Raw genomic sequence first — 22242 nt, 5'->3', positions numbered from 1 at the left:
CTATGGAACAGGCTTATTTCATAACATTGAAGTAAGCCTGATTTTTTATTTACTAAAATGATTTGTCCCTTTCGCTTGTTCAAATCAAATATCTCGAATCATAATTCCACTTTATCAAGTACATTCCGGAATATTTTTTGAACATTTATTGAACTTTTTTTGAATTTTTTCTGAAAATTCTGTTTTATGTATGATATACTACAACTAATAAGAAGGAAATGAATATTGCAAACAGAGGGGGATAATCATGAGTTTACTTATCGCACTTATACTAGGAGTTACATGCGGAGCTATTCCTGTCATTTTAGGAGCTATTATGGAAGAATTAGAAGTTGGTGTTTTAGGTTTTGCTGCATCATGTGTAAGCGCTTTATTTTTTGGTTTATATGGTGCTATTCCTGTTTCTATTCTGTGCGCATTTTATATACTACGCCATGCTCGCGCAAAACAGCTCGGCCCTAATCACATTGCCCAAGTTATTCCATTCCCAATTGAACGATGCCGCCGCGCTTCCAGCCTATAAAGTGAAACTTTAATCAGTGGGAGTTTTACTGCACACAAATAGCCGGATAAATTATCCAACTTAAATATTATGCCTGCCTAAATAAATAAAAAGTCCTCAAATGAGGACTTTTTATTTATTTTCTTCTAGAAATTGAAACAATTCTTGCAAATGAAGTGCATCTTCACTGTAGCTAACGGATACATGACATGTCCCTTCAATCTCAGCATGCATATAAAGGACAATTCCATCCCGATCATATTTCAATGCCAAATAAAACTCCATTTCCTCTAACATCTTTTTCGAGCTTCGGATAACATAATGTCCTTTCTCATCTCTTCCATATTCAAAATCTGGTCCAAAATCGTATTTTTGTTTAAAAGCTTCTTTTTGCTTATCATTAATCTGTACACAAGTTGCTCGCTGCACAGCATCAATCATCTCGTCAAACTTTTGGAGATCCATTCCATTTACCCCCTTATATACTTTTTGTATAATACTTGTGTTCCGCTATTCTCTTTTCCATCTGCGATTAGCTCTTCATACAATTCCTTCGCTAGGGTTAAACCCGGTACTGGTAATTGTAATTTTTCAGCTTCATCTAAAGCAATCTTCATATCTTTCATAAAATGCTTTACATAAAAGCCAGGTTCAAAATCTCCTTTTAACATTCGAGGAGCTAAATTACTTAATGACCAGCTACCTGCTGCTCCTGTCGAAATACTCTCTAATACTTTATCTGCATTAAGTCCAGCCTTTTTCGCATATGCTACCGCTTCACATACTCCTATCATGTTAGAAGCAATTGCTATTTGATTGCACATTTTTGTATGTTGTCCACTCCCAGCAGGGCCTTGCAACTGAATATTTGTTCCTAGTTTTTCAAATAGAGGTAAGCAAATATCATATATTCTGTTCTCTCCACCGACCATAATTGCTAGTCTTGCTTCTTTAGCCCCAATGTCCCCGCCAGATACTGGTGCATCTAATGTATATATATTCTTGCTTTTCGCAACTTCATTAATACGTTTTGCCAATGTTGGTGTAGATGTTGTAAAGTCAATTGCTATCGTACCTTCATTTGCATGTTCTAAAATTCCATCAATCCCAAAGTACACTTCTTCTACATCATGAGGATAACCAACCATCGTCATAACAACATCAACTTGCTTTACTAACGCTTTCGGTGTATCACACCAAGTCGCACCCTCTTGCACTAAAGAATCCGCTTTTTCCTTCGTTCTATTATATACATATACTTTATAACCACTTTGCATTAAATGGTTGACCATACTTTTTCCCATTACACCAATACCAATGAAACCTATTGATAAATTTTTATTTTCCATCTTCTCATCCCCTTTGTTCTAATAAATCATTTACCATCTTTCGGAACTCTTTATTAAAATCATCATCCATACTATTTTTCACATTTGAAAATAAAATAACAAAAGTTCCTTTTTCTTTATTAAAATTATTGAAAGTGTTCCAACCAGATAGTACACCATGGTTATGGAAATAATCTGGATATATGTAAAAGCTAAATGCATATTTTCTTTCTTGGGAAGGTGTAAACATCGCTTGTATACTTTGTTCAGAAAGAAGCTTTCCATTTATAATCGCTTCATCTAATTTTTTCATATCCCCTACTGTCGTATACATCTCACCCGATCCATATAGCCAGTCCATCCCTAATTTTTGTGCTAGTACAAGCTCTTGATCTTTCTTCACATACCCCTTCGTGAAGTTTTTATCTCCAGGCACCATATTTCCCATACCTGATTCATGCATCTCGGCCTTTGTAAATATATTTTCTTTTACATAGTCTCCTAAAGGCTTTTTCGTTATATTTTCTATAATATAAGCGAGCACCATATAATTATAATCCGTATACTTCCAACCTGTTCCTGGTGGAAACTCTAATTTTTGACTTCCAATCCAAGTTACTAAATTTATACGTGAAGCTACATTAACCTTCCCTTTCCCATTTTCCGGTAAACCAGATGTATGCGTTAATAAGTGATATAACGTGATGTGTTTATCTGCTGGAAATGAAGGAATGTATTTATTTACATTATCTTGGATATTTAACTTCCCTTGTTCTTGTAACTGTAGAATGGATGTAGCAACAACTGTTTTCGTAATAGAACCGATACGATATTTTGTTTGAGGCGTATTTTCTATTTTATTTTGAACATCAGCATATCCATATCCTTTATTCAATATAACATGCTCTTTATCTGTCACCAAAACTGTCCCATTAAATTGCTTTCCTACTAAATACTGATCTAACTTTTGAGATATACTAGCATAATCAATTTTTTGTACTTCTTCTATATTATCCTGTACCTCTGACTCAATAGCGGGAGTTACCTTTGTTGTTAATACTGCTTGTTCCTTTGGATCGGGACTATAGAGAAAATAGTATACTCCGCCGCAAACTACAGCAGACAGTGAAGCCATAACCATTATTTTTTTTATCATATTGTTCCTCCGTAATTACTTCATGTGAACTACCCACCACTTAGTCTCTCTTGCGAGCTTACTTAAAGTGGGAGCTTCTCGGTTAAAATGGTCCCCCATATTCTATTATCAAGTAATAAAAAAAAATCGCAACAATTTGTTGCGAAAAATCACATTTTTTCTTTTCTATATATACATACTTGATTTTTCCCATTTTTTTTCGCTTCATATAACGCAATATCCGCTCTTTGCATTAACTCTTCTCTTGTAATCCCTTGCTCATATAACGCAACTCCAAAACTCGCTGTTAATTTCGAAATTCCAGAGAAATGCTTTGTTTCAATGAAAAATCGCAATGATTCCGCAACTTGAAACGCTTCTTTTTCTACCGTATTTGTCACTAATATTATAAATTCCTCTCCTCCCCATCTTGCAAATACATGTTGATCTTCAACTTTAGATTTCATAAGATCTGCAAGTTGTACTAATGCTAAATCGCCAAAATCATGACCATATGTGTCATTTACTGATTTAAAATTATCTATATCAAACAAAATAAGTGCAACTTTTTCATCATTACGTAATACATTCTCCCACTCTGTCTCCAATATTTGTTGGAATTTCAAGCGATTATATATTTCTGTCAATGAATCTATCATAGCCAATCTTTCTTGCTCTTGATAGATTTCATCTAATTCTGTAATCTCTGTGCATTTTACTATAAATCGCGATAAGTCTTCTGGTAATGGTGTCGCACGTAATAGAAAAGTAAATGCTTCTCCTTCATAATTGTACATTTTAATTCTTCTTCCATTTGATAAAGTATCATCCAGCCATGTTATATCGTGAGTCGTCGAATAATATCCGTTCTCTCTAATAAGATGTTCTGCAAACACTAAATGTTGTTCACGATACGTAAATAAATTATCATGTCCGAAGAATTGTAAAAAATTCGTATTACAATCAACAATCTCATCATCTTCTACTATAAATAATAAATCATTTTGAAAATCAAACATCGTTTGAAGCAATTCTTGTTGTAAACTTACTTGTCGCACTAAAGAAAGCTGATATAAACTCTTATTCACTTCCTCTAGTACTACTTGTGGGGTTACTGGTGCTATAACAATATTACGTATTCCTAACAGTAGTAAATCTGCAAACTGATTGTCTATCTGTTGATCCCAAATGATAATGAATGTGCTCTGTGAATTATATATATTCTTTATATATTTTATTTGAGCAAAATCTGTTACATACATAATTACAATATGTGGTCTAGTTCTATGAAACAATATTTCTCCTTCTTCAAAACTATTTGCTATAAACATACATTTTGGATGGACGTTTTCTATCGTTTGTTGATGTGTACATCCATCTTCTATATAAAGGACATTCAACTGAAGATCTTGTAATACATTTTGGAAAACAGTATTCTCTAATAAAAAATGTAGTATGTTCATCACTAGTCTTCACTCACTTCATATATCTTGTTTTACTGAATTCCTCACAATCATTTTATAAAGAATTGTGAGGAACTCATATTAACAAGCTAATTGAGAATGTTATCTTCGCTTATCTGCTCTGGAAATTCCTTTTTTAGTTTATGATTATATGAATTGTATCGTTTGTATGAATGCCCTGCCTTACTATTTAAAACTTGACAATTAAAATAAAGGTATTATATTCTTAAATTCAATAACTTACAAAATGTAAGTAGAGTATATTACATTTATTTTATATTAAGTTGATATGTAATTTGGAGGATATATAATGACAAACAACGACTTTTTTAACGTTTTATATGAACGCACATCTACACGTGCATTCAACCCTGAAAAAGAAATTTCATCTACAGAGTTACATGAAATTTTAAAAGCAGCTGCGCAAGCACCTTCTGCTTGGAACTTGCAACACTGGAAATTCCTTGTTTTCCAAGGCGAAGATGTACAAAAACGATTACACCCAATTGCTTATAACCAACAACAAATTCTTGATGCTTCTGCCGTAGTCGCTATTTTAGGTGATTTAGAGGCATATAAAAATGTTGAACCTGTTTACGGTCCAATTGTAGAACAAGGATTTATGAAAGCAGACGCAAAAGAGCGCTTAGCTAAAAATATTGAATCTGCATATACTCGTGAGCAATACCCACGAGATGCTGCCTTTTCAAATGCTGCTTTAGCAGCAATGCAACTTATGCTTGCTGCTAAAGCAACTGGCTGGGATACTTGCGCTATTGGTGGCTTCAATCCACAGGCATTAATGGAAGAATTCAATGTTTCATCTCGTTACGTACCAATTATGCTTATTACAATTGGTGAATCAACTTTAAAAGGTCACCCTGCACCGCGCATGAGCGTAGAACAAGTAAGTGAATGGGCGAAATAATAAAAGCGAAGGTAATTTCATTACCTTCGCTTTTTTATATTCTGTCACACATCCGTAATATTACAATGTATTATTCGACATCTATACATAGAGAAATTGTAATTTTCACGCTATCACCATAAACAAATATGGCGTTTTGTGTCGAAATTTGTTAAAGCATTGAAATATAACCGTGTATTTTTGTTACAATTGTGATACAATGATAACAAATAGATAACAAGAGAGGGATTTTCATTGAGTTCATACGGAAGCTTTATCGCACTTTTGAGTTACATAGTAACTGTACTACTGCTATATTTTATTGGCGATGCTGCAAACATATCAGTGTTACAATTCCCTAAAGAAGAAGCGTTACAATTAGAAGCAGAAAAACATACTGCACGATCCATTGCACCACTACTCTTAGCTCTTCCTGTATATATCATCGTTTTATATAAAAGTAAAAAAGTGTAAAGGCTACCTAATTCATTCATTTCGGTGGTCTTTACATTTTTTTGTGACATTTCCCCTATTTTAAACATCATTCCATACTAAATACCCATCTAGTCATTTAAAATGAGAAAATCCCCTAGAAAAATTTCCATTATCTGTCCAGTCACTAACTACCGAACTTACATAGATTATAAGTGTGAAGGGGGTGATGAGGATTATGTTTGGATCATTTGGATGCTGTGATAACTTTAGAGACTGTCATCATCGTGAAAGAGAGTGTGACCATCGCGACCATCGCGATCATCGCGAGAAAGAGAAAGAGGTAAAACCACAACAAACAGCTGTATGTAACGTACTTGCTAGCATTTCAGTTGGAACAGAGCTTTCTCTTTTAAGCATTAGAGGTAACGGAACATTCAACAATGTAATTTTTGAAGGTTTCGCTAACGGCGTTGCTCTTTTCTCTGCTTTAGCTCGTAATGACAAAGACAACAAAGATAACAATAACAATAAAGACGATAAGAACAATCAAAATCGTAATACTTTTACTGGTATTTTACGTGTATGCCCAACTGATATCGTTGCAATCGCTATCTAATTCTGTTCCTTATCCTCTATAGTAAGAAAACAAGATTTACTTTTCTCATAGAAAAAACCTGAGACCGATTTCAAATCGACTCAGGTTTTTTTACTATTATATGCTTTTAACTAATTCAACAACTTCTTCAGCAGTTGACATTGTTAATGCTTTTTCTGCTAATGTTTCCATTTCTGCTTTTGACAACTTGCTTAGTTGTGTTCTTGCAGGAAGGATAGATGTTGCACTCATACTGAACTCATCTAAGCCTAATCCTAATAATAATGGGATAGCAAGTGAATCTCCCGCCATCTCACCACACATACCAGCCCATTTGCCCTCTTTATGAGCAGCATCGATAACCATTTTTACAAGACGTAAAATAGATGGGTTATATGGTTGGTATAAGTAAGCTACTTGTTCGTTCATACGGTCTGCAGCCATTGTGTATTGGATTAAGTCATTTGTTCCAATAGAGAAGAAATCAACTTCTTTTGCGAACTGATCAGCTAATACTGCTGAAGCTGGAATTTCAACCATCATACCAACTTCAATAGAATCAGAAACAGTTGTACCCGCTTCTACAAGTTTTGCTTTCTCTTCTAATAAGATTGCTTTCGCTTGACGGAACTCATCAAGAGTTGCAATCATTGGGAACATAATTTTCAAGTTACCGTATACGCTAGCACGAAGTAATGCACGAAGTTGTGTACGGAACACATCTTGCTCATCAAGACATAAGCGAATTGCACGGTATCCTAAGAATGGGTTCATTTCTTTTGGTAAATGTAAGTATGGAAGTTCTTTATCTCCACCGATGTCAAGTGTACGAACAACGACTGGTTGATCTTCTTTTACACCTTCAAGAACTGCTTTATACGCTTCGAACTGCTCTTCTTCTGTTGGAAGATTGTCACGGCCCATGTATAAGAATTCTGTACGGTATAAACCAACGCCTTCTCCGCCATTATCGATAATACCTTGTACATCATTTGGTGTTCCGATATTAGCAACAAGCTCAACGTGATGTCCATCACTTGTTACAGTTGCTTGGTCTTTTAATTTTGCCCATACAACTTTTTGCTCTTCAAATTTCGCTTTCTTTTCTTCAAAAGAACGAAGAGTTTCTTCAGATGGGTTTACAATTACTTCTCCATCTAAACCGTCAATGATTACGATATCGCCGTTTTGGATTTTCTCCATAACAACTTTCGTACCAACAACAGCTGGAATTTCCATAGAACGAGCCATAATTGCAGAGTGAGATGTACGTCCACCGATATCAGTTGTGAAACCTTTTGCATACTTACGGTTTAACTGAGCTGTATCAGATGGTGTTAAATCTTCAGCAATGATGATTACTTCTTCAGAAATTGTACCAGGGTTTGAGAAGTTAATTCCTAGTAAATGTGCAAGAACACGTTTTGTTACGTCGCGAATATCCGCAGCACGTTCTTTCATGTATTCGTTATCCATGTTTTCAAACATAGAAATAAACATTGATGCAACTTCATCCATTGCAAATTCAGCATTTACTTTTTCGCCATTTACTTTATCTTTTACTGGATTCACTAATTCTGGATCATTTAATACTAATAAATGTGCTTCAAAGATAGCAGCTTTATCAGCACCTAGCTCAGCAAAAGCATGGTCCTTAATAGCTTCTAGTTCAGATTTTGCTTTCTCAAGCGCAGCGTCTAAGCGTGCAATTTCAGCAGCTTCGTCTGTAATTGATTTCTTTTCAATGTTAAATTCAGGATTCTCAAGTCTGAAAGCCTTTGCAATAGCAATCCCACTTGATGCAGCGATCCCTTGAATGTTAAGAGTCATTATTCTCCTAATCCTTCGTTTTTCATAGTTTCTTCGATAGCTGCTAGTGCTTGAGCTGCATCATCACCATTTGCAGTGACCTTAATTTCCGCGCCTTGTTGAATTCCTAAAGACATAACACCCATGATTGATTTTAAGTTAACGTTTTTTCCGTTATACTCTAAGTTGATGTCAGAACCAAATTTGCTTGCAGTGTTTACAAGTAGAGTTGCTGGACGAGCATGAATTCCTGAGTCGCTAGTTACTTTAAAGATTTTTTCCATGATAATTTATCTCCTTCAAATACAGTATTTTTTTAGTTGTATAGACGTGAGTACTACATCATCTATTGTATATAATAGGCGATGTTCGGTCAACCACATCGCCTATTATAATTATAAACATTTTGCGTCAAATTCCTACTGAATGTCAATAATAGCGTTTTCGCCCTTCTTAACATTTCCATCTTTTTTCAATTCGACTTGTTGCCCTTGTTGTAAATTCGTAAAGACGATTGGTGTAATAATAGATGGTGCATTTTCTTTTACAAATGCAAGATCTACTTTTAATAATGGTTGTCCTTGTTTCACTTTATCACCTTGTGCTACAAGCGCTTCAAAGCCTTCACCATTTAATTTTACAGTATCAATACCGAAGTGGATTAAAATTTCTTTTCCGCCTTCAGACTGAATACCAATCGCATGTTTTGTAGGGAATACATTTACAATCTCACCATTGACCGGAGAAACTACTGTTCCTTCTGTTGGCTCAATCGCAAATCCATCTCCCATCATTTTCCCTGAGAATACTTGGTCAGGTACTTCTGTAATCGGTAAGATTTTCCCTTCAATTGGTGAAACGATTGTTTCATTTTCATCAACCTGTTGAGGAGCTTCTTCCACTTTTACAGGCGCTTCTTTTTCAACATGAGGTGTACGACCTGACATAATATCATGAATTTGTGATTTTAATGTGTCAGATTTCGGTCCGAAAATAGCTTGAATGTTATTTCCAACTTCAAGTACACCGGCTGCTCCAAGCTCTTTTAAGCGGTCTTTATTTACATTTTTTTGTTCGTTAACTTGAACGCGTAAACGAGTAATACAAGCATCTAACGAAGCAATGTTTTCTTTACCACCAAGTGCTACTAATACTTCACGTGGAAGTTCTCCTGCTTCTGTTTTCCCTGCGCCTTCATTAGCATTCGCTACTTCACGACCAGGTGTTTTTAAGTTCCATTTACGGATTGCGAAACGGAATCCGAAGTAGTAAATCACTGCTAGTACAAGACCAACAATAATTACCCACCACCATGCCGTACGACCTGGTAGTACACCGAATAATATGAAGTCAATTAAACCACCAGAGAATGTCATACCAATTTTAACACCTAAAATTTGCATTGTCATAAATGATAGACCAGCGAATACTGCATGAATTCCGAATAATACTGGTGCTACGAATAAGAATGAAAATTCAAGTGGTTCTGTAATACCTGTTAAGAAAGATGTTAATGCAGCAGATCCTAAAATACCAGCTGCTAATTTTTTATTTTCCGGACGTGCTTCATGGTACATTGCTAAAGCTGCTGCTGGAAGACCGAACATCATGAACGGATACTTACCAGTTGTAAATGTACCTGCTGTTAATTCTACGCCGTCTTTTAACTGTGCCATAAAGATTTTTTGGTCACCACGGATTAATTCGCCAGCTGCATTTGTATACTGACCGAATTCGAACCAGAACGGTGAATAGAAAATATGATGTAATCCAAATGGAATTAATGAACGTTCGATTAAACCGAATATAAATGCTGCTATCGTTCTATTTGCATCAATCATTTGATGTGAGAACGTATTTAAGCCACCCTGAATGTATGGCCAAATGAAGCACATGATAATACCTACCACTAAAGAGAATGTTGCAGTTGCGATTGGTACGAAACGCTTACCTGCAAAGAAACCTAAGTATGATGGTAATTCAATGTTGAAGTATTTATTATAACAATATGCCGCTACTATCCCGACGATAATACCACCAAACACTCCTGTTTGCAGCGTTGGAATTCCTAATACGTTTGCATATGCTGGATCTGAAAATCCAATTTTTACTGGATCTGTTCCAGTGCTTGTTACTTTCACTAGTTTATCTACTTCTAAGAACACACTCATCGTTTTGTTCATAATTAAGTATCCGACGAACGCTGCTAAACCAGCTACTCCGTCTCCACCAGCTAAACCGATCGCTACCCCAACTGCGAATAATAGCGCAAGGTTAGCGAAAATAATATCGCCAGATTGTTCCATAATTTTTGCAACCATTACGAACCAATCTGCTTTTAAAGCAGGGATAACATTTGTTAGTTGTGGATTTTGAAATGCATTACCAAATCCAAGTAAAATACCTGCTGCCGGTAAAATCGCTACTGGAAGCATAAGCGCTTTTCCGACTTTTTGAAGAACACCAAAGATCTTCTTAAACATGGAAACCCTTCCTCTCTTATCTATATTGATACTTTTCGACAAACGCCAAAAAGGCATGAGGAAAAAAAAGATAGAACGATAGCTATACAAAGGGTAGTATGTCCCTTTCTTTAGCTTACATTCCCAACTTTTCTCCACTCATGCCTGATCGAATCAGTAACACGTGTCAAAAATAGGATTACGTATAAGTTCACTATAATTAAAGCAAACGTTTTCGTTATTTACCTTAATGTGTTTGTCGAATTTTGTATAACTTTGCAATAGTTATTATACATAACTATTGTAAGCGATTCAATCATTTTTTTTAACGTTTTCATTTTAGACAAAAATATATGTCTTTTTACACATGTTCTACTTTCACTAATCGTTGTAAATGCATCGTTAAATAAATACTCTCCGCTTCATATACAGGAAGTTGTAATTCTTTCTGCATTACTTTGACTAGTTTCCACGCCAAATTATAACAAACTGGATATTCCAACTTTAATAAATCAGCAAAACTCTGTGCTTCTTCTACTTTTTCTCCTTTTTTCACCCGCTCAATAGCATATTGTAAATGGCGAATAAGGCGTAAATAATGAATGCTTTCTTGGTCTAATGTAATTTGTAGGCTTGTCTCAATTAAAGACACAAGTTGTGCAATAAGACGAGAATTTTGATTAACAGAAGATAAATCAGAGTTTGTAAGCGAGCTGTAAATGTGAAGTGCGATAAAGCCAACTTCCCCTTCTGGCAATGTAATTTGCAAACGAGAATTTAAAAGTTGCACAACGCCTTCAGCAATTTTATATTCCTCTGGATATAGCATTTTCGTTTCAACTAAAAAAGGATTATCTATTGTAAGTCCTTGTTTCAGCCTTTTAATTGCAAAAGAAATATGATCTGTTAAAGCGATATGAATATGTTCATTTAATGGAGACTCCGCTTTTTCTTGAATATATAACATAATATCATTCATCAATTCAATTAGCTTTTCACTCACATGTGGTACTAAAAGTTTGTATTGTTCTCGATCACGTTCATTTTTTAAAACAAACATTTTCTCAATTTGTTCTTGCTCCAACACATCTTCAGCCTTTTTCCCAAATCCGATTCCTTTACCGATCACTACTACTTCCTCGTGTTCAGGATGGCTAGCAATGATGACATTATTATTTAAAACTTTTTTAATTTCTAGATAATTACTCATATAACACCACCCTCGTACTTAAATAGCCTACTTTTATGTTACAGAACATTCTTCTTTTTCGTCAATATAAAACATCTACCATTTAATAAAAATTCATTTTTTAGACATGTTTGTATATGATGCGTATAATGTAAGGGCAACTGTACATAGAAAGGAGATTGCAACATGATTAAAATGTTTGTAAGTGATATTGATGGAACGATGATGCAACACGGAGGTTTTATCGACGAAAAAGATGTTATCGCTTTACGCAGCTTAGCTGAACAAAATGTAATTCTTTGTTTTGCTTCTGGAAGACTTGATAATGAAATTGCAGACCTAATGAGAGCGGTTAATACAAATTTCCATCGCATTAGTGTAAATGGTGTTTTTGTATATACACATGAAAATAAACAGCTATTATCTGCAACTTTCGATTCCAGCATTCTTCCAGATTTGTTAGCTATGACAAATGAAGACCCTTATTTCCGTTATGTAAGTGATGAACATAACTACTACATTGAAGAAAAAACACCGTTTATTCATGAACTTGAACAACAAGTAACGATGACTTCTGTTGAAGAACCTAATCTATTACAGAAAATTGATGATACAATTTTTCCAAATAAAATTTCTATCGGTGGAACGAAGGAAAGCTTACAACTCCTTCAGAACAAAATTGATGAAAAATTTCACGGAAAAGTTAGCACCTTCATTTCAGCAGAACAATGTTTAGATGTAATGCCACCTAATATTAGTAAAGGTTCTGCTATTTCTATTTTATTAAAAGAATTTCAAATACAACCAGAGGAAATTGCTTGCATAGGGGATTCTTATAATGATATTCCAATGTTCTCTTTAACTCCTCACAGTTTTGCTATGTCTCAAGCAGATGACGCAGTAAAAGAGCACGCTCACTATGTAGTAAATACGGTTAAAGATGCTGTTAACCACGTAATTTCTCATAATAAAAATACGACTCACTCCTTATAAGGATGAGTCGTATTTTTATTTCTTTACATGTTGAAAACATCAAAGTTCACTGTACTTCGCAAACTGAAATATATTACTTGTTACGTGCGATGTTCGTAATAAACTTGTAACGATCCCCACGATAAATACATTTCACATACTCTAACGGTAACTCACCTTCTGCATATGACCATTGACGCATTACAAGTACAGGCGCCTTTTTAGGAATATGCAGATGTTCAGCTTCATTATCCGTTGCAATTGAAGCTTCAATTGATTGAGTAGCGCGAACAAGCTTAAAGCCCAGTTTTTTCTCTAAATGTTCATATAAAGATTGTTGTAATATTTCTTCGTTAATATCTTTCACAAGAGTTGGCGACAAATATGTCGTCTCAAATGCAATCGGTTCGTCATCAGCTAAGCGCGTACGTCTCACTTCATAAACCGATTCTCCCTCTTGTATTCTCAGCCGGTCTGCTATTTTAGCAGTAGCTGGAACTAGGCGGAAACTTAATAACTGGCTGCTCGGTTTCATACCACGAGATATCATATCTTCTGTGAATCCCGTCATTCCTTGCAACTTTTGCTCCACTTTCGGAAGTTGGACGAACGTTCCAATCCCACGTTTCCGGTATAAATAACCTTGTTCCACTAAGTTATTAATCGCCTGTCTGATTGTCATACGACTCACTTCGAACTTATCACAAAGTTCATTCTCAGATGGAATTTTATCTCCCGGCTTCCATTCGCCTTCCTCAATTAGCTGTTTCACCCACTCTTGAATCTGATAATAAATCGGAAATGGTGAATACTTGTCGATGTTCATCAGCAATCGCCTCACTGCATAAAGATAGAGCTTCTGGATCTGCGATTACGGTTACATTCGGATGACGTTGTAAAACTGTAGCAGGACACGCCTCACTATATTCACCTTGCAATAATTCTTTAATAGCTTCTGCCTTTTTAGATCCCATAGCAACAAGAAGAATTTGTTTCGCTTTCATAATACTTCCAATTCCCATTGTAATCGCATGAGTCGGCACATCTTCTTCATTTTCAAAGAAGCGAAGGTTTGCTTGGCGTGTAGATTCTGTTAATTCTACAATGTTAGTTGGAGAATTAAATGGTGTTCCTGGCTCATTAAATCCGATGTGACCGTTTTCACCGATTCCAAGAATCTGTAAGTCAACTGGGTTAGCTACTAGAATGCCTTCATAACGCTTGCACTCTTCCTCTAAATCACTTGCCATCCCATTCGGTACATAAGTTTGTTTAAATGGAAGATGATCAAACAACTGTTCTTGCATGAAATAGTGATAGCTGTTTTTATCTTCGTGTGGTAAATTTACGTACTCATCTAAGTTTACAGTGGTTGCATGACTTGTATCAAGTTTATTTTTTCGCATTTTTGCATAAATACCTAATGGAGAGCTTCCTGTAGCCATTCCTAAAGTTGGATTTTCTTTTGATTTTACAACCTCTTTAATTAACTTATAACCTGCTTCTGCTAATTCTTCTGGAGTTTTTACAACTAGAATATTCATCTAATTACTTCCCTTCCTTCATATGAATTCCTAAACGAACCGTATCATATACATGTAATTCTTCAGTCATAACAACAAAGTCTGCATCTTTACCTACCGCTAACGCACCTTTATTATTTAATCCAAATTCTTCTGCTTGGTTAACTGATGTCATTAACACTGCCTCCTCGATTGAACATCCTGTAAATTCAATTACATTTCGGAAAGCTTGATCCATTTTTAAAATACTACCAGCTAACGTTCCATCTTCTAATCGGGCACTGCCATCTTTTACATGTACTGGCTGTCCGCCAAGCTCATATAATCCTTCTTCAAGACCTTTTGCACGCATTGCATCTGTAATGACACTTACTTTTTTCGGTCCTTTTAATTTATATGCTAATTTCACCATATCAGGGTGAATGTGAATACCATCTGTAATTACTTCAACCATTACATCTGGATTTAATAACACATGACCAACAACTCCTGGTTCACGATGATGTAATCCACGCATTTGATTGTATAAATGTGTTGCATGTGTAATTTTTCTATTTTTCAGTTGTGCATCAATTGCATCTGTATGCCCCATTGTGCCAACAACACCTATTTCAGCAAGATACTGTTCAAACTCTAACGCACCTTCTTCTTCCGGTGCATATGTTACCAATTTAATTAGATTACCGCTTGCTTCCTGCCATTGTTTAAATTGCTCGATACTCGCAGGAACAATATGTTCAAGTGGTTGTGCACCCGCACGTTTTTTTGAAACATATGGTCCTTCTAAGTGAATATATTCGAAATGTGCTCCTTTGTCTTTCGCTTCCTTCGCAGCACTTAGCGCCGCTTCAATCGCTTCTGGAGCTTGTGTCATTGTTGTTGGGAAGTAAGTTGTAACTCCTTCTTTTAACATTTCTTTACCAAGAGTTACTAATCCATCGCTATTTGCATCCATCGCATCAATATCGTATCCACCATGAATATGAACATCAATCATACCTGGAATCACAATCTTTCCTGCCACATCTAACACAGTTTCATTTTCTTGTGATACATATTGAGCCATCAAACCAATTTCTTTAACTGCTTCTGTGTAACGAATAAATCCGTTTTCCACTACTTCTTTACCTGTATAAATTTTGGCATTGATGACAACTTGCGTTTTCATTTTCATCGACCCTTTCCCATGAAATACCTACTTATTATTATTACCTTATTCGCCTAATTCCATCTTAATATACACACAAGTAGTTGTCTATACATTCTAATGAAATTTCCTCTTCGTTCAGCGAAAAAAGGAAATTGATTTCTTTTTCATTCTAATATATATTATCCATTTTTACCAAAATGGATAATAACCTCTTATATAATTAGTTACTTAAGTAATGGCATAAGACCGCTTGCCCCCATAGTAATATGTTCACCATCTGTTTCTATTTCCACAGTTCGCTTGTTTGTTCCATATATCATTATACCACGCTGTTTTAATCGTCTTACTACACTCTGATGAGGATGCCCATACGGATTTCTACTCCCGTACGAAAGAATAGCGAATTGTGGATCTACTTTTTTTAAGAATGTTTCACTCGTTGAAGTATACGAGCCATGATGCCCAACTTTTAATACATCTGCATGTACATCAAATTGCTTTAATATTTCATTTTCCGTCCGTATATCAGCATCACCCATTAATAAAAAGTCCGCTTTACCATATCGAATCTTTAACACAATTGAGGACTCGTTATTCTCGTCTTTCGATTTACCATTGTTTAATACTTGTATAGAAACATGTGGATCTAACGGTATATATTGTCCTTCCTTCACTGAAATGAAAGGTATGCCCCTTTTTTTAATATTATTCCGATACGTATGATAAGTAAATGAACTATATGTTTTTCCACTATCTAATACGAGTGAAACCGGCATTTGTTCTACAATTGGAATAAGCCCCCCTATATGGTCCATATCAGGATGAGTACTTACAATCACATCTAAATGATTAATTCCTTTTTCAATTAGTTTTTGAATAATAACCTCTCCTGCTTCATAAGGGCCCCCATCTATTAACATCGTTTGACCATTTGGCAATGTAATAAGTGTCGCATCACCTTGTCCAACTTTTAAAAAACTCACTTTCATTTTACCAAAATGTTGCCGATGCATATGTATAGAAGACGCAGTATGAATAGACATCATATATCTTTTAGCCGATGCGCTGTTTAACGAAAAACATAATAAAACAGAAACCAACAATAGAATACTCCGTACACCTTTCATAACTCGTCTCCTTTTTTCATTTAGTATGGCACGCTCTGTAATTGATATACAAAAAAAGCTTAGCAAAATGCTAAGCTTTTATTTTGATAATTCCTGTAAAGAACCAAAGAATAAATCTGCTTCATTCATTTGTTCATTTTCTTCCGAAAGAGGTGGTAAATCATCTAATGTTTTCAAACCAAACGTATCTAAAAATTCTTTCGTCGTTCCGTATAAAATAGGGCGCCCTGGTCCTTCCGCTCTTCCCGTTTCTTTTATAAGTAAGTGTGAAACTAACGTTTGTAATGCCTTGTCCGTTTTCACACCTCTAATCTCTTCCATTTCTGTCCTTGTAATCGGTTGACGGTACGCAACGATTGCCAACGTTTCAAGAGCTGCTTGAGAAAGTGAAGCCGCGGTTGGAGTATCTATTAATTTTTGATAGTACGAAGCATGTTCTTTCTTTGTTGCAAAACGATACACTTTTGCATATTGTACAATTTGCAAACCGCGATTCGATCCTTCGCATTCTTTTTGCATTTCCTCTATACTGTTTAGTACTTCTTCCACTTCAACTTCCAGAACTTTAGCTATCTGTTCCGGATAAATCCCTTCGTCACCTGCAACAAATAAAAGCCCTTCAATAATCGCTTTTTGTTCTTTTCTATCCATTTTACGAACTCCTTCCTCCTATTTCCCATAAAAAACACACATAAAAAAACCGAATCACAGTAAATGCGTTCGGTTCAATATTTCTTCTCTCGTTCCAAACGATACATTAAAACCTAACATGAGATAAAATATTTCTATCCCATCTTCACATCAACTCTATACGGATTTATTAGAGCTTGATACGAAAATTTCATCAAAATTATGTTCCTGCTCAATTATGATTTGTTGATTTTTCATTAGCTCAAGAACCGCTAAAAATGTTACAACCATTATTTCACGTTCTTCATCAGCAAACAAATCATAAAAGCTTTGACGACCGCCTCTTACTTCTAACTGTTGTAGAATATCAGTCATTCGCTGTGCAATTGGTATTTCTTGACGAGTAATTCGCGTTGTTACGGGGGTTTTTGCTTTTTTACGACGCATTAGCTTTTGAAATGCCGCTAACATATCATATAACGTAACATCAAGAGGTAAGCTTGTCTCCTCTTCTTGTTGAAATGATGTAAAATCAATTGGCGGACGTGTATATAGCTGTGCTCTTTCTTGTTCTCTTTCTTTTAACTCAGTAGCAACTTGCTTATATTTCTTATATTCAATTAACCTCTCCATCAATTCTTGACGAGGATCATCTATAAAGTCTTCACCGTTATCAGGTACATCTTCTTCTTGTTTCGGTAACAACATTTTACTTTTAATTTGTAATAACGTTGCAGCCATTACTAAATACTCACTGGCAACATCTAATTGTAATTCTTTCATCGTATGGACATAAGATAGATATTGCTCTGTAATTTTCGCTACAGGAATATTATATATATCAATTTCGTAACGATTTATTAAGTGTAACAATAGATCTAAAGGCCCTTCAAAAGCCTCTACTTTAAAATTATACTGCACAAAGCATCCCACCACATTTTTTCTATAACACCATAAGTATAGAGCATACTCATGTTCTATCCAACCTTTTTAAGAAATTTAATTAAAAATAGACCTATGCCCATGTCATAATGCCCACCGCTTCATATGATAACAATGTAGTAAGAACAATGTAGGAGGTCAAAAAACTATGGGTCACGTTGATTGCGGTTTTAGCGGTGGGTTCGCATTACTTGTTGTACTGTTCATTTTACTAATCATTGTAGGAGCAGCTTGCTTCTGCTAATAGGACGCAATAAAGCGACTAGGGATATTTCCCTAGTCGCTTATTGTTAATATTTCTATGATAAACTGTACATATAACCGTTAGACAGGAGCGAATAAAATGTATCCTACCGAGTACGTACAATTTTTAATTCATTTTCACGGAGACTATGATTATTTTGAATGTCATGAAATATTAGAAGAGTATTGGAAATTAAAACCTAGAGGCGAACGCGACAATTACTTAGTCGGTCTCATTCAAATTGCTGTTTCCTTATACCATCACAGACGATCCAACTGGAATGGTGCAGAGAAGATGATAAAAAGCGCAATAGCACTTTTAGAAAAGAACAGTACATCTTTACATCAATTAGGAATAGATCATAAACAACTTATGTTCTTATTAAATGAAAGATTACACTCTATCCACAAAAAGGAAATTTTTGCGCCGTTATTTTTACCCTTATTAGACGTATCGTTAGAAAAACAATGCATACAGTTATGTAAGAAACAAAACCTCTCTTGGAAAGATGTGAACGTCATTCCTGGTGAATACATCATAAGTAAGCACACATTGCGTGATCGAACAGAAGTCATTTCTGAGCGACACGAGCAACTACAAAAAAGAAAGCAGAGATAATAAACTACTTATCCCTGCTTTCATGAATGTATATTTTGTTCAAGCTCTTTACACTTTTTGCAAAAACTTGCTGTTTGCTCATTTCCGCAAATTGTAAACTCAAGAAATTTACTCTTAAGCTCTTGAACCATCTTCGTCCCAATCCCCATATGACGGTGAGACGGATTCACGCTCAAATGCTGAATTTCCAATACCTGATCTTCTTTTTTTATAATCCCCATTATCCCAACAAAATCTTCATTTTGTTTCCACAAATACAATTGCCAATCCTCTTTCGCTTCATATTCTTTCATTGTCAATTGTAATGTTTTCACATCTTTTTCAGTTGGCATAAATGAAAGAAGCCCCATTGCAATTTTTTCATAACTTTTTTTAAAACGAATTAACATAACCCTTATCCCTTCTTACAAAAGTTACAAACTATTTATCCCCTCAATCACTCTTTTCATATCACATTCATTCTACAATATTTTTACCAGAGTGAGAAGGGGCTGAAACAACTTGATAATCATACAAAGCGTTAAGAAGAAAGTCAAATATATGTTTCCACGCTATTTCTTTCTATTACACCGCTCAAAAAAGAGACAATACTATATAGGAACTAAAAGGAAAATCCCTTTCTCATCACATTTCACTTATTAACCATTTTTGAACAAAGTAGTTCTACCAAAAGCAATATGTTAAGAGAAATACATTTATTGAAGCATATAATTCGTACTCCATCCTATGTATTTTGTTAAAAGTTTGTTCTCATGAACAATATAATTTAACGTTAGTAGCCGTCCTATTTGTGTCATATACTTTAAAATATATACCAATCCCTGTTTATAGGAAATAAAAAAAGAGAGCAAAATCGCTCTCTTTTTCTCGTAACTTATTCTTCCCAAACTTTAACTTCTTTCATTGCATCGCCTTGACGCATGTTTAATACCGTTTCAATACCGCTTGTTGCTTTACCGAATACAGTATGTACGCCATCTAAATGCGGTTGTGGCTCATGAACAACAAAAAATTGGCTACCACCTGTATTACGACCAGCATGTGCCATAGAAAGTGATCCAACAAGATGTCTATGAGGATTTCCATCAGTTTCACATGGGATAGAGTAACCTGGGCCACCTGCACCTGTGCCTGTTGGGTCTCCACCTTGGCTTACGAAGCCAGGAATAACGCGGTGGAATGTCACACCATCATAAAATCCTTGCTCTGCTAATTTTTTAAAGTTTTCTACTGTTTTTGGTGCCTCTTCTGGGAAAAATTCTAAATCGATTTTTTCGCCATTTTCCATTAATATGTATCCTAAAGTTTTCATATGTATATGTCTCCTTTCAACTATCTCAGCACTATATTACCATATTCATGACGAGAAACAAAAAGAATCCGACAATCTGCATACTTCTTTTTTGAAATGTGGAAGAAGCTAGGTGACAAATAAGAAAAATATACTATAATAACTGTGTTGCCCGAAAATTTAAGAAAGAGAAAGGGAGCGATTTTTCGTGAAAACGAAATTACTAGCTCTGCTATTAGCTGTAGCCGTATTTATTATGCCAACAGCTTCATTTGCAGACATCATTGAGGGAGAATCAATTGTTACACTAGGAGAAAACTTATCTGAACAACAGAAACAAGATCTTTTGAAAGAAATGAAAGCACCAAAAGATGCACAAATTATTACTGTATCTAATGCGGAAGAACATAAATTTCTAGAGGGCATCGTTCCAAAAGCGCAAATTGGTACGAGAGCAATTTCCTCTTCTATGATTACATACACAAAACCAGGGTCAGGTCTCATTGTACGCTCAAAAAACATTAATTCGATAACAGATGCAATGTACACAAATGCACTTATTACAGCAGGTGTGAAAGATGCAGAGATTCAAATTACTGCACCATTTAAAGTTTCAGGAACTGCTGCTTTAACAGGTTTAATGAAGGCCTATGAAACAACATCAAACAAAGCCATTCCTGAAGAAGTAAAAAAAGTAGCCAATGAAGAAATGGTACAAACAGCCCAGCTCGGTGATAAAATCGGCGAAGAAAAAGCAGTTCAACTTGTTGCAAAAATTAAAGAAGAAATTGCAAAAGAACAGCCCAAAACCACTGAAGATTTACGTTCATTAATTAAAAAAATTGCTGATCAACTTGGCATTACATTAACAGATGAACAGTTAGATAACTTAGTATCGTTATTTGATAAAATGAAAAATCTTAATATCGATTGGAACCAAGTTGGTAGCCAATTAGAAAAAGCAAAAGACCATGTGTCTGCCTTCTTAGGATCTGATGAAGGGCAAAGTTTCCTAGATAAAGTAAAAGATTTCTTCTCTAGTATCATTGATTTCGTTAAATCTTTATTCAAGTAAAAAAGAAGCTCGCCAGTGACGAGCTTCTTTTTTATACAAGTAACGGTAATTTCATAATAGCTTCTTCAACCGAACGGACAACATGATTTGCTTTCTCCTTCACATACGGATGAGCATGATGGAGGGTGAAGGAGTGCGGGGTTACTTCAAACATAGAAATATCATTGAAAGAATCTCCAATACATGCAACTTCATTTGCTTCAATTTGTAAATGTTCCATTAATCGCTTCAGAGCGCTTCCTTTACTTACACCTCTTGGCATAATGTCAACATATCGCTTACCCGATATAAAGACTTCCGCTTCGCTATGAAATGTATCTCTCAACTCTTGATCTAATGCTACAATTTTTTCTTCTTCGCCAAAAACAAATAATTTCGCAGGATGTACAGTCTTCCCAAATTCCTCTTCTAACTCTTCGATTTCAGCAATATGCACTCCCATATACTCTTCAAAAGTATGGTGATGTTCATTCTTCCTTTTTGTATATCGCTGCTCATTTGCACAAACAATATCTGCTAGTCCCTTTTTATGTATATATCGATATATTTCCTGGGCAACCCCATCTTCAAAACTCGATTCATGAAATACTTTTCCATCCGGTAGTATCATTGTCGCTCCATTTAAACTAGTTGTGTAATACGGGAACGAAAACCTTTTTACCGCCTCATCAATTCGGTGAGTAAAACGGCCAGAGGCAAAACAAATATTTGTCCCGTTTTCAGCTAGCCAACAAAGCGCTCGTTCATCTTCTTTTTGCATATCATTCATATTGTAAACGAGTGTATCATCTAAATCACTTACAAATAGTTTAATCATGTCCTCTTCCCCTTCCATACACAATATC

Annotated in this window: 25 protein-coding genes; 8 read left to right on the top strand and 17 right to left on the bottom strand. The window is 35.3% G+C overall.

All coding sequences use genetic code 11. The features are described from left to right. Positions 1-247: 247 nt before the first annotated feature. On the top strand, positions 248-523 hold the full coding sequence (locus AC0IXC_RS11625; RefSeq protein WP_002033923.1) for a hypothetical protein: 276 nt from the start codon (positions 248-250) through the stop codon (positions 521-523). Positions 524-634: 111 nt separating this feature from the next. Here AC0IXC_RS11625 and AC0IXC_RS11620 read toward each other — a convergent pair whose 3' ends face one another. From AC0IXC_RS11620 to AC0IXC_RS11605, 4 genes are all read right to left on the bottom strand, one after another. After that, on the bottom strand, positions 635-967 hold the full coding sequence (locus AC0IXC_RS11620; RefSeq protein WP_002014892.1) for a DUF3909 family protein: 333 nt from the start codon (positions 965-967) through the stop codon (positions 635-637). A 5-nt stretch (positions 968-972) separates the two neighbouring features. After that, positions 973-1851 carry an NAD(P)-dependent oxidoreductase gene (locus AC0IXC_RS11615; protein ID WP_002033921.1) on the bottom strand — a complete coding sequence of 293 codons (879 nt, stop codon included), beginning with the start codon at positions 1849-1851 and terminating at the stop codon, positions 973-975. 4 nt (positions 1852-1855) lie between these two features. Next, positions 1856-2986 (bottom strand): serine hydrolase domain-containing protein, encoded by a 1131-nt coding sequence (locus AC0IXC_RS11610; protein ID WP_340777911.1) that lies wholly within the window; start codon positions 2984-2986, stop codon positions 1856-1858. Positions 2987-3135: 149 nt separating this feature from the next. Beyond that, positions 3136-4428, bottom strand: a complete 1293-nt coding sequence (locus AC0IXC_RS11605; RefSeq protein ID WP_002033919.1) for a GGDEF domain-containing protein — start codon at positions 4426-4428, stop codon at positions 3136-3138. Between the two features lie 310 nt (positions 4429-4738). Between AC0IXC_RS11605 and AC0IXC_RS11600 the strand changes: the two genes are divergently transcribed. The 3 genes from AC0IXC_RS11600 to AC0IXC_RS11590 all read left to right on the top strand — a co-directional run bounded on the left by AC0IXC_RS11600 (position 4739) and on the right by AC0IXC_RS11590 (position 6386). Further along, entirely contained in the window at positions 4739-5356 is a 618-nt protein-coding gene (locus tag AC0IXC_RS11600) for a nitroreductase family protein (protein ID WP_002033918.1), read from the top strand. A gap of 234 nt (positions 5357-5590) precedes the next feature. After that, a complete protein-coding gene (locus AC0IXC_RS11595; RefSeq protein WP_002088422.1) occupies positions 5591-5809 on the top strand; it encodes a hypothetical protein in 219 nt (72 codons plus the stop codon). Between the two features lie 196 nt (positions 5810-6005). Then, a complete protein-coding gene (locus tag AC0IXC_RS11590; protein WP_341087483.1) occupies positions 6006-6386 on the top strand; it encodes a DUF3915 domain-containing protein in 381 nt (126 codons plus the stop codon). A gap of 96 nt (positions 6387-6482) precedes the next feature. Here the strand turns inward: AC0IXC_RS11590 and ptsP are convergent, their stop codons facing one another. The 4 genes from ptsP to glcT all read right to left on the bottom strand — a co-directional run bounded on the left by ptsP (position 6483) and on the right by glcT (position 11846). After that, positions 6483-8195: a phosphoenolpyruvate--protein phosphotransferase gene (gene ptsP, locus AC0IXC_RS11585; protein WP_002128938.1), complete on the bottom strand. Its 1713-nt coding sequence runs from the start codon at positions 8193-8195 to the stop codon at positions 6483-6485. Beyond that, positions 8195-8458 (bottom strand): phosphocarrier protein HPr, encoded by a 264-nt coding sequence (gene ptsH / locus AC0IXC_RS11580; protein WP_002033915.1) that lies wholly within the window; start codon positions 8456-8458, stop codon positions 8195-8197. The genes ptsP and ptsH overlap by 1 nt, the downstream gene beginning before the upstream one ends. A gap of 135 nt (positions 8459-8593) precedes the next feature. Further along, the gene (gene ptsG / locus AC0IXC_RS11575) at positions 8594-10657 is read right to left on the bottom strand and encodes a PTS glucose transporter subunit IIABC (RefSeq protein WP_002014901.1); all 2064 of its coding nucleotides are present in this window, start codon (positions 10655-10657) and stop codon (positions 8594-8596) included. A gap of 340 nt (positions 10658-10997) precedes the next feature. Continuing rightward, positions 10998-11846, bottom strand: coding sequence for a glucose PTS transporter transcription antiterminator GlcT (gene glcT / locus AC0IXC_RS11570; RefSeq protein ID WP_002143016.1), 849 nt, complete (start codon positions 11844-11846; stop codon positions 10998-11000). Positions 11847-12011: 165 nt separating this feature from the next. On the opposite strand from glcT, the gene AC0IXC_RS11565 reads away from it, so the two are divergent. Next, complete coding sequence (locus AC0IXC_RS11565; RefSeq protein ID WP_016100674.1) at positions 12012-12818, top strand: Cof-type HAD-IIB family hydrolase; 807 nt, start codon at positions 12012-12014, stop codon at positions 12816-12818. Positions 12819-12891: 73 nt separating this feature from the next. On the opposite strand, the gene phnF is transcribed toward AC0IXC_RS11565, so the two are convergent. From phnF to AC0IXC_RS11535, 6 genes are all read right to left on the bottom strand, one after another. Then, complete coding sequence (phnF, locus tag AC0IXC_RS11560; protein WP_012261644.1) at positions 12892-13623, bottom strand: phosphonate metabolism transcriptional regulator PhnF; 732 nt, start codon at positions 13621-13623, stop codon at positions 12892-12894. Then, on the bottom strand, positions 13553-14341 hold the full coding sequence (gene nagB, locus AC0IXC_RS11555; RefSeq protein ID WP_471652910.1) for a glucosamine-6-phosphate deaminase: 789 nt from the start codon (positions 14339-14341) through the stop codon (positions 13553-13555). The genes phnF and nagB overlap by 71 nt, the downstream gene beginning before the upstream one ends. Positions 14342-14345: 4 nt before the next feature. Further along, a complete protein-coding gene (gene nagA / locus AC0IXC_RS11550; protein WP_471652943.1) occupies positions 14346-15488 on the bottom strand; it encodes an N-acetylglucosamine-6-phosphate deacetylase in 1143 nt (380 codons plus the stop codon). A 206-nt stretch (positions 15489-15694) separates the two neighbouring features. Then, positions 15695-16597, bottom strand: coding sequence for a ComEC/Rec2 family competence protein (locus AC0IXC_RS11545; protein WP_002143023.1), 903 nt, complete (start codon positions 16595-16597; stop codon positions 15695-15697). A gap of 78 nt (positions 16598-16675) precedes the next feature. Next, positions 16676-17248: an SMC-Scp complex subunit ScpB gene (gene scpB / locus AC0IXC_RS11540; RefSeq protein ID WP_012261645.1), complete on the bottom strand. Its 573-nt coding sequence runs from the start codon at positions 17246-17248 to the stop codon at positions 16676-16678. A 156-nt stretch (positions 17249-17404) separates the two neighbouring features. Further along, entirely contained in the window at positions 17405-18148 is a 744-nt protein-coding gene (locus AC0IXC_RS11535; RefSeq protein WP_002143025.1) for a segregation/condensation protein A, read from the bottom strand. Between the two features lie 169 nt (positions 18149-18317). Here AC0IXC_RS11535 and AC0IXC_RS11530 point away from each other — a divergent pair, with 169 nt between their 5' ends. Next, entirely contained in the window at positions 18318-18413 is a 96-nt protein-coding gene (locus AC0IXC_RS11530) for a YjcZ family sporulation protein (protein WP_000510194.1), read from the top strand. Positions 18414-18512: 99 nt separating this feature from the next. Beyond that, positions 18513-19031, top strand: a complete 519-nt coding sequence (locus tag AC0IXC_RS11525) for a DUF309 domain-containing protein (RefSeq protein ID WP_012261646.1) — start codon at positions 18513-18515, stop codon at positions 19029-19031. A gap of 20 nt (positions 19032-19051) precedes the next feature. Here AC0IXC_RS11525 and ribT read toward each other — a convergent pair whose 3' ends face one another. Together ribT and AC0IXC_RS11515 are read right to left on the bottom strand one after the other, a co-directional pair. Next, positions 19052-19420, bottom strand: a complete 369-nt coding sequence (gene ribT / locus AC0IXC_RS11520; protein WP_000908403.1) for a GNAT family N-acetyltransferase RibT — start codon at positions 19418-19420, stop codon at positions 19052-19054. Between the two features lie 485 nt (positions 19421-19905). After that, positions 19906-20343, bottom strand: coding sequence for a peptidylprolyl isomerase (locus AC0IXC_RS11515; protein ID WP_002190570.1), 438 nt, complete (start codon positions 20341-20343; stop codon positions 19906-19908). 187 nt (positions 20344-20530) lie between these two features. Here AC0IXC_RS11515 and AC0IXC_RS11510 point away from each other — a divergent pair, with 187 nt between their 5' ends. Continuing rightward, complete coding sequence (locus tag AC0IXC_RS11510; protein ID WP_002143030.1) at positions 20531-21397, top strand: DUF1002 domain-containing protein; 867 nt, start codon at positions 20531-20533, stop codon at positions 21395-21397. Positions 21398-21428: 31 nt separating this feature from the next. Here the strand turns inward: AC0IXC_RS11510 and AC0IXC_RS11505 are convergent, their stop codons facing one another. Beyond that, on the bottom strand, positions 21429-22232 hold the full coding sequence (locus tag AC0IXC_RS11505) for a Cof-type HAD-IIB family hydrolase (RefSeq protein WP_002067045.1): 804 nt from the start codon (positions 22230-22232) through the stop codon (positions 21429-21431). Positions 22233-22242 lie beyond the last annotated feature (10 nt).

Source organism: Bacillus sp. AC266 (assembly GCF_979253805.1).
Note: the sequence above shows the minus strand (reverse complement) of the source record. Positions and strands in the feature narration are given on the sequence as shown.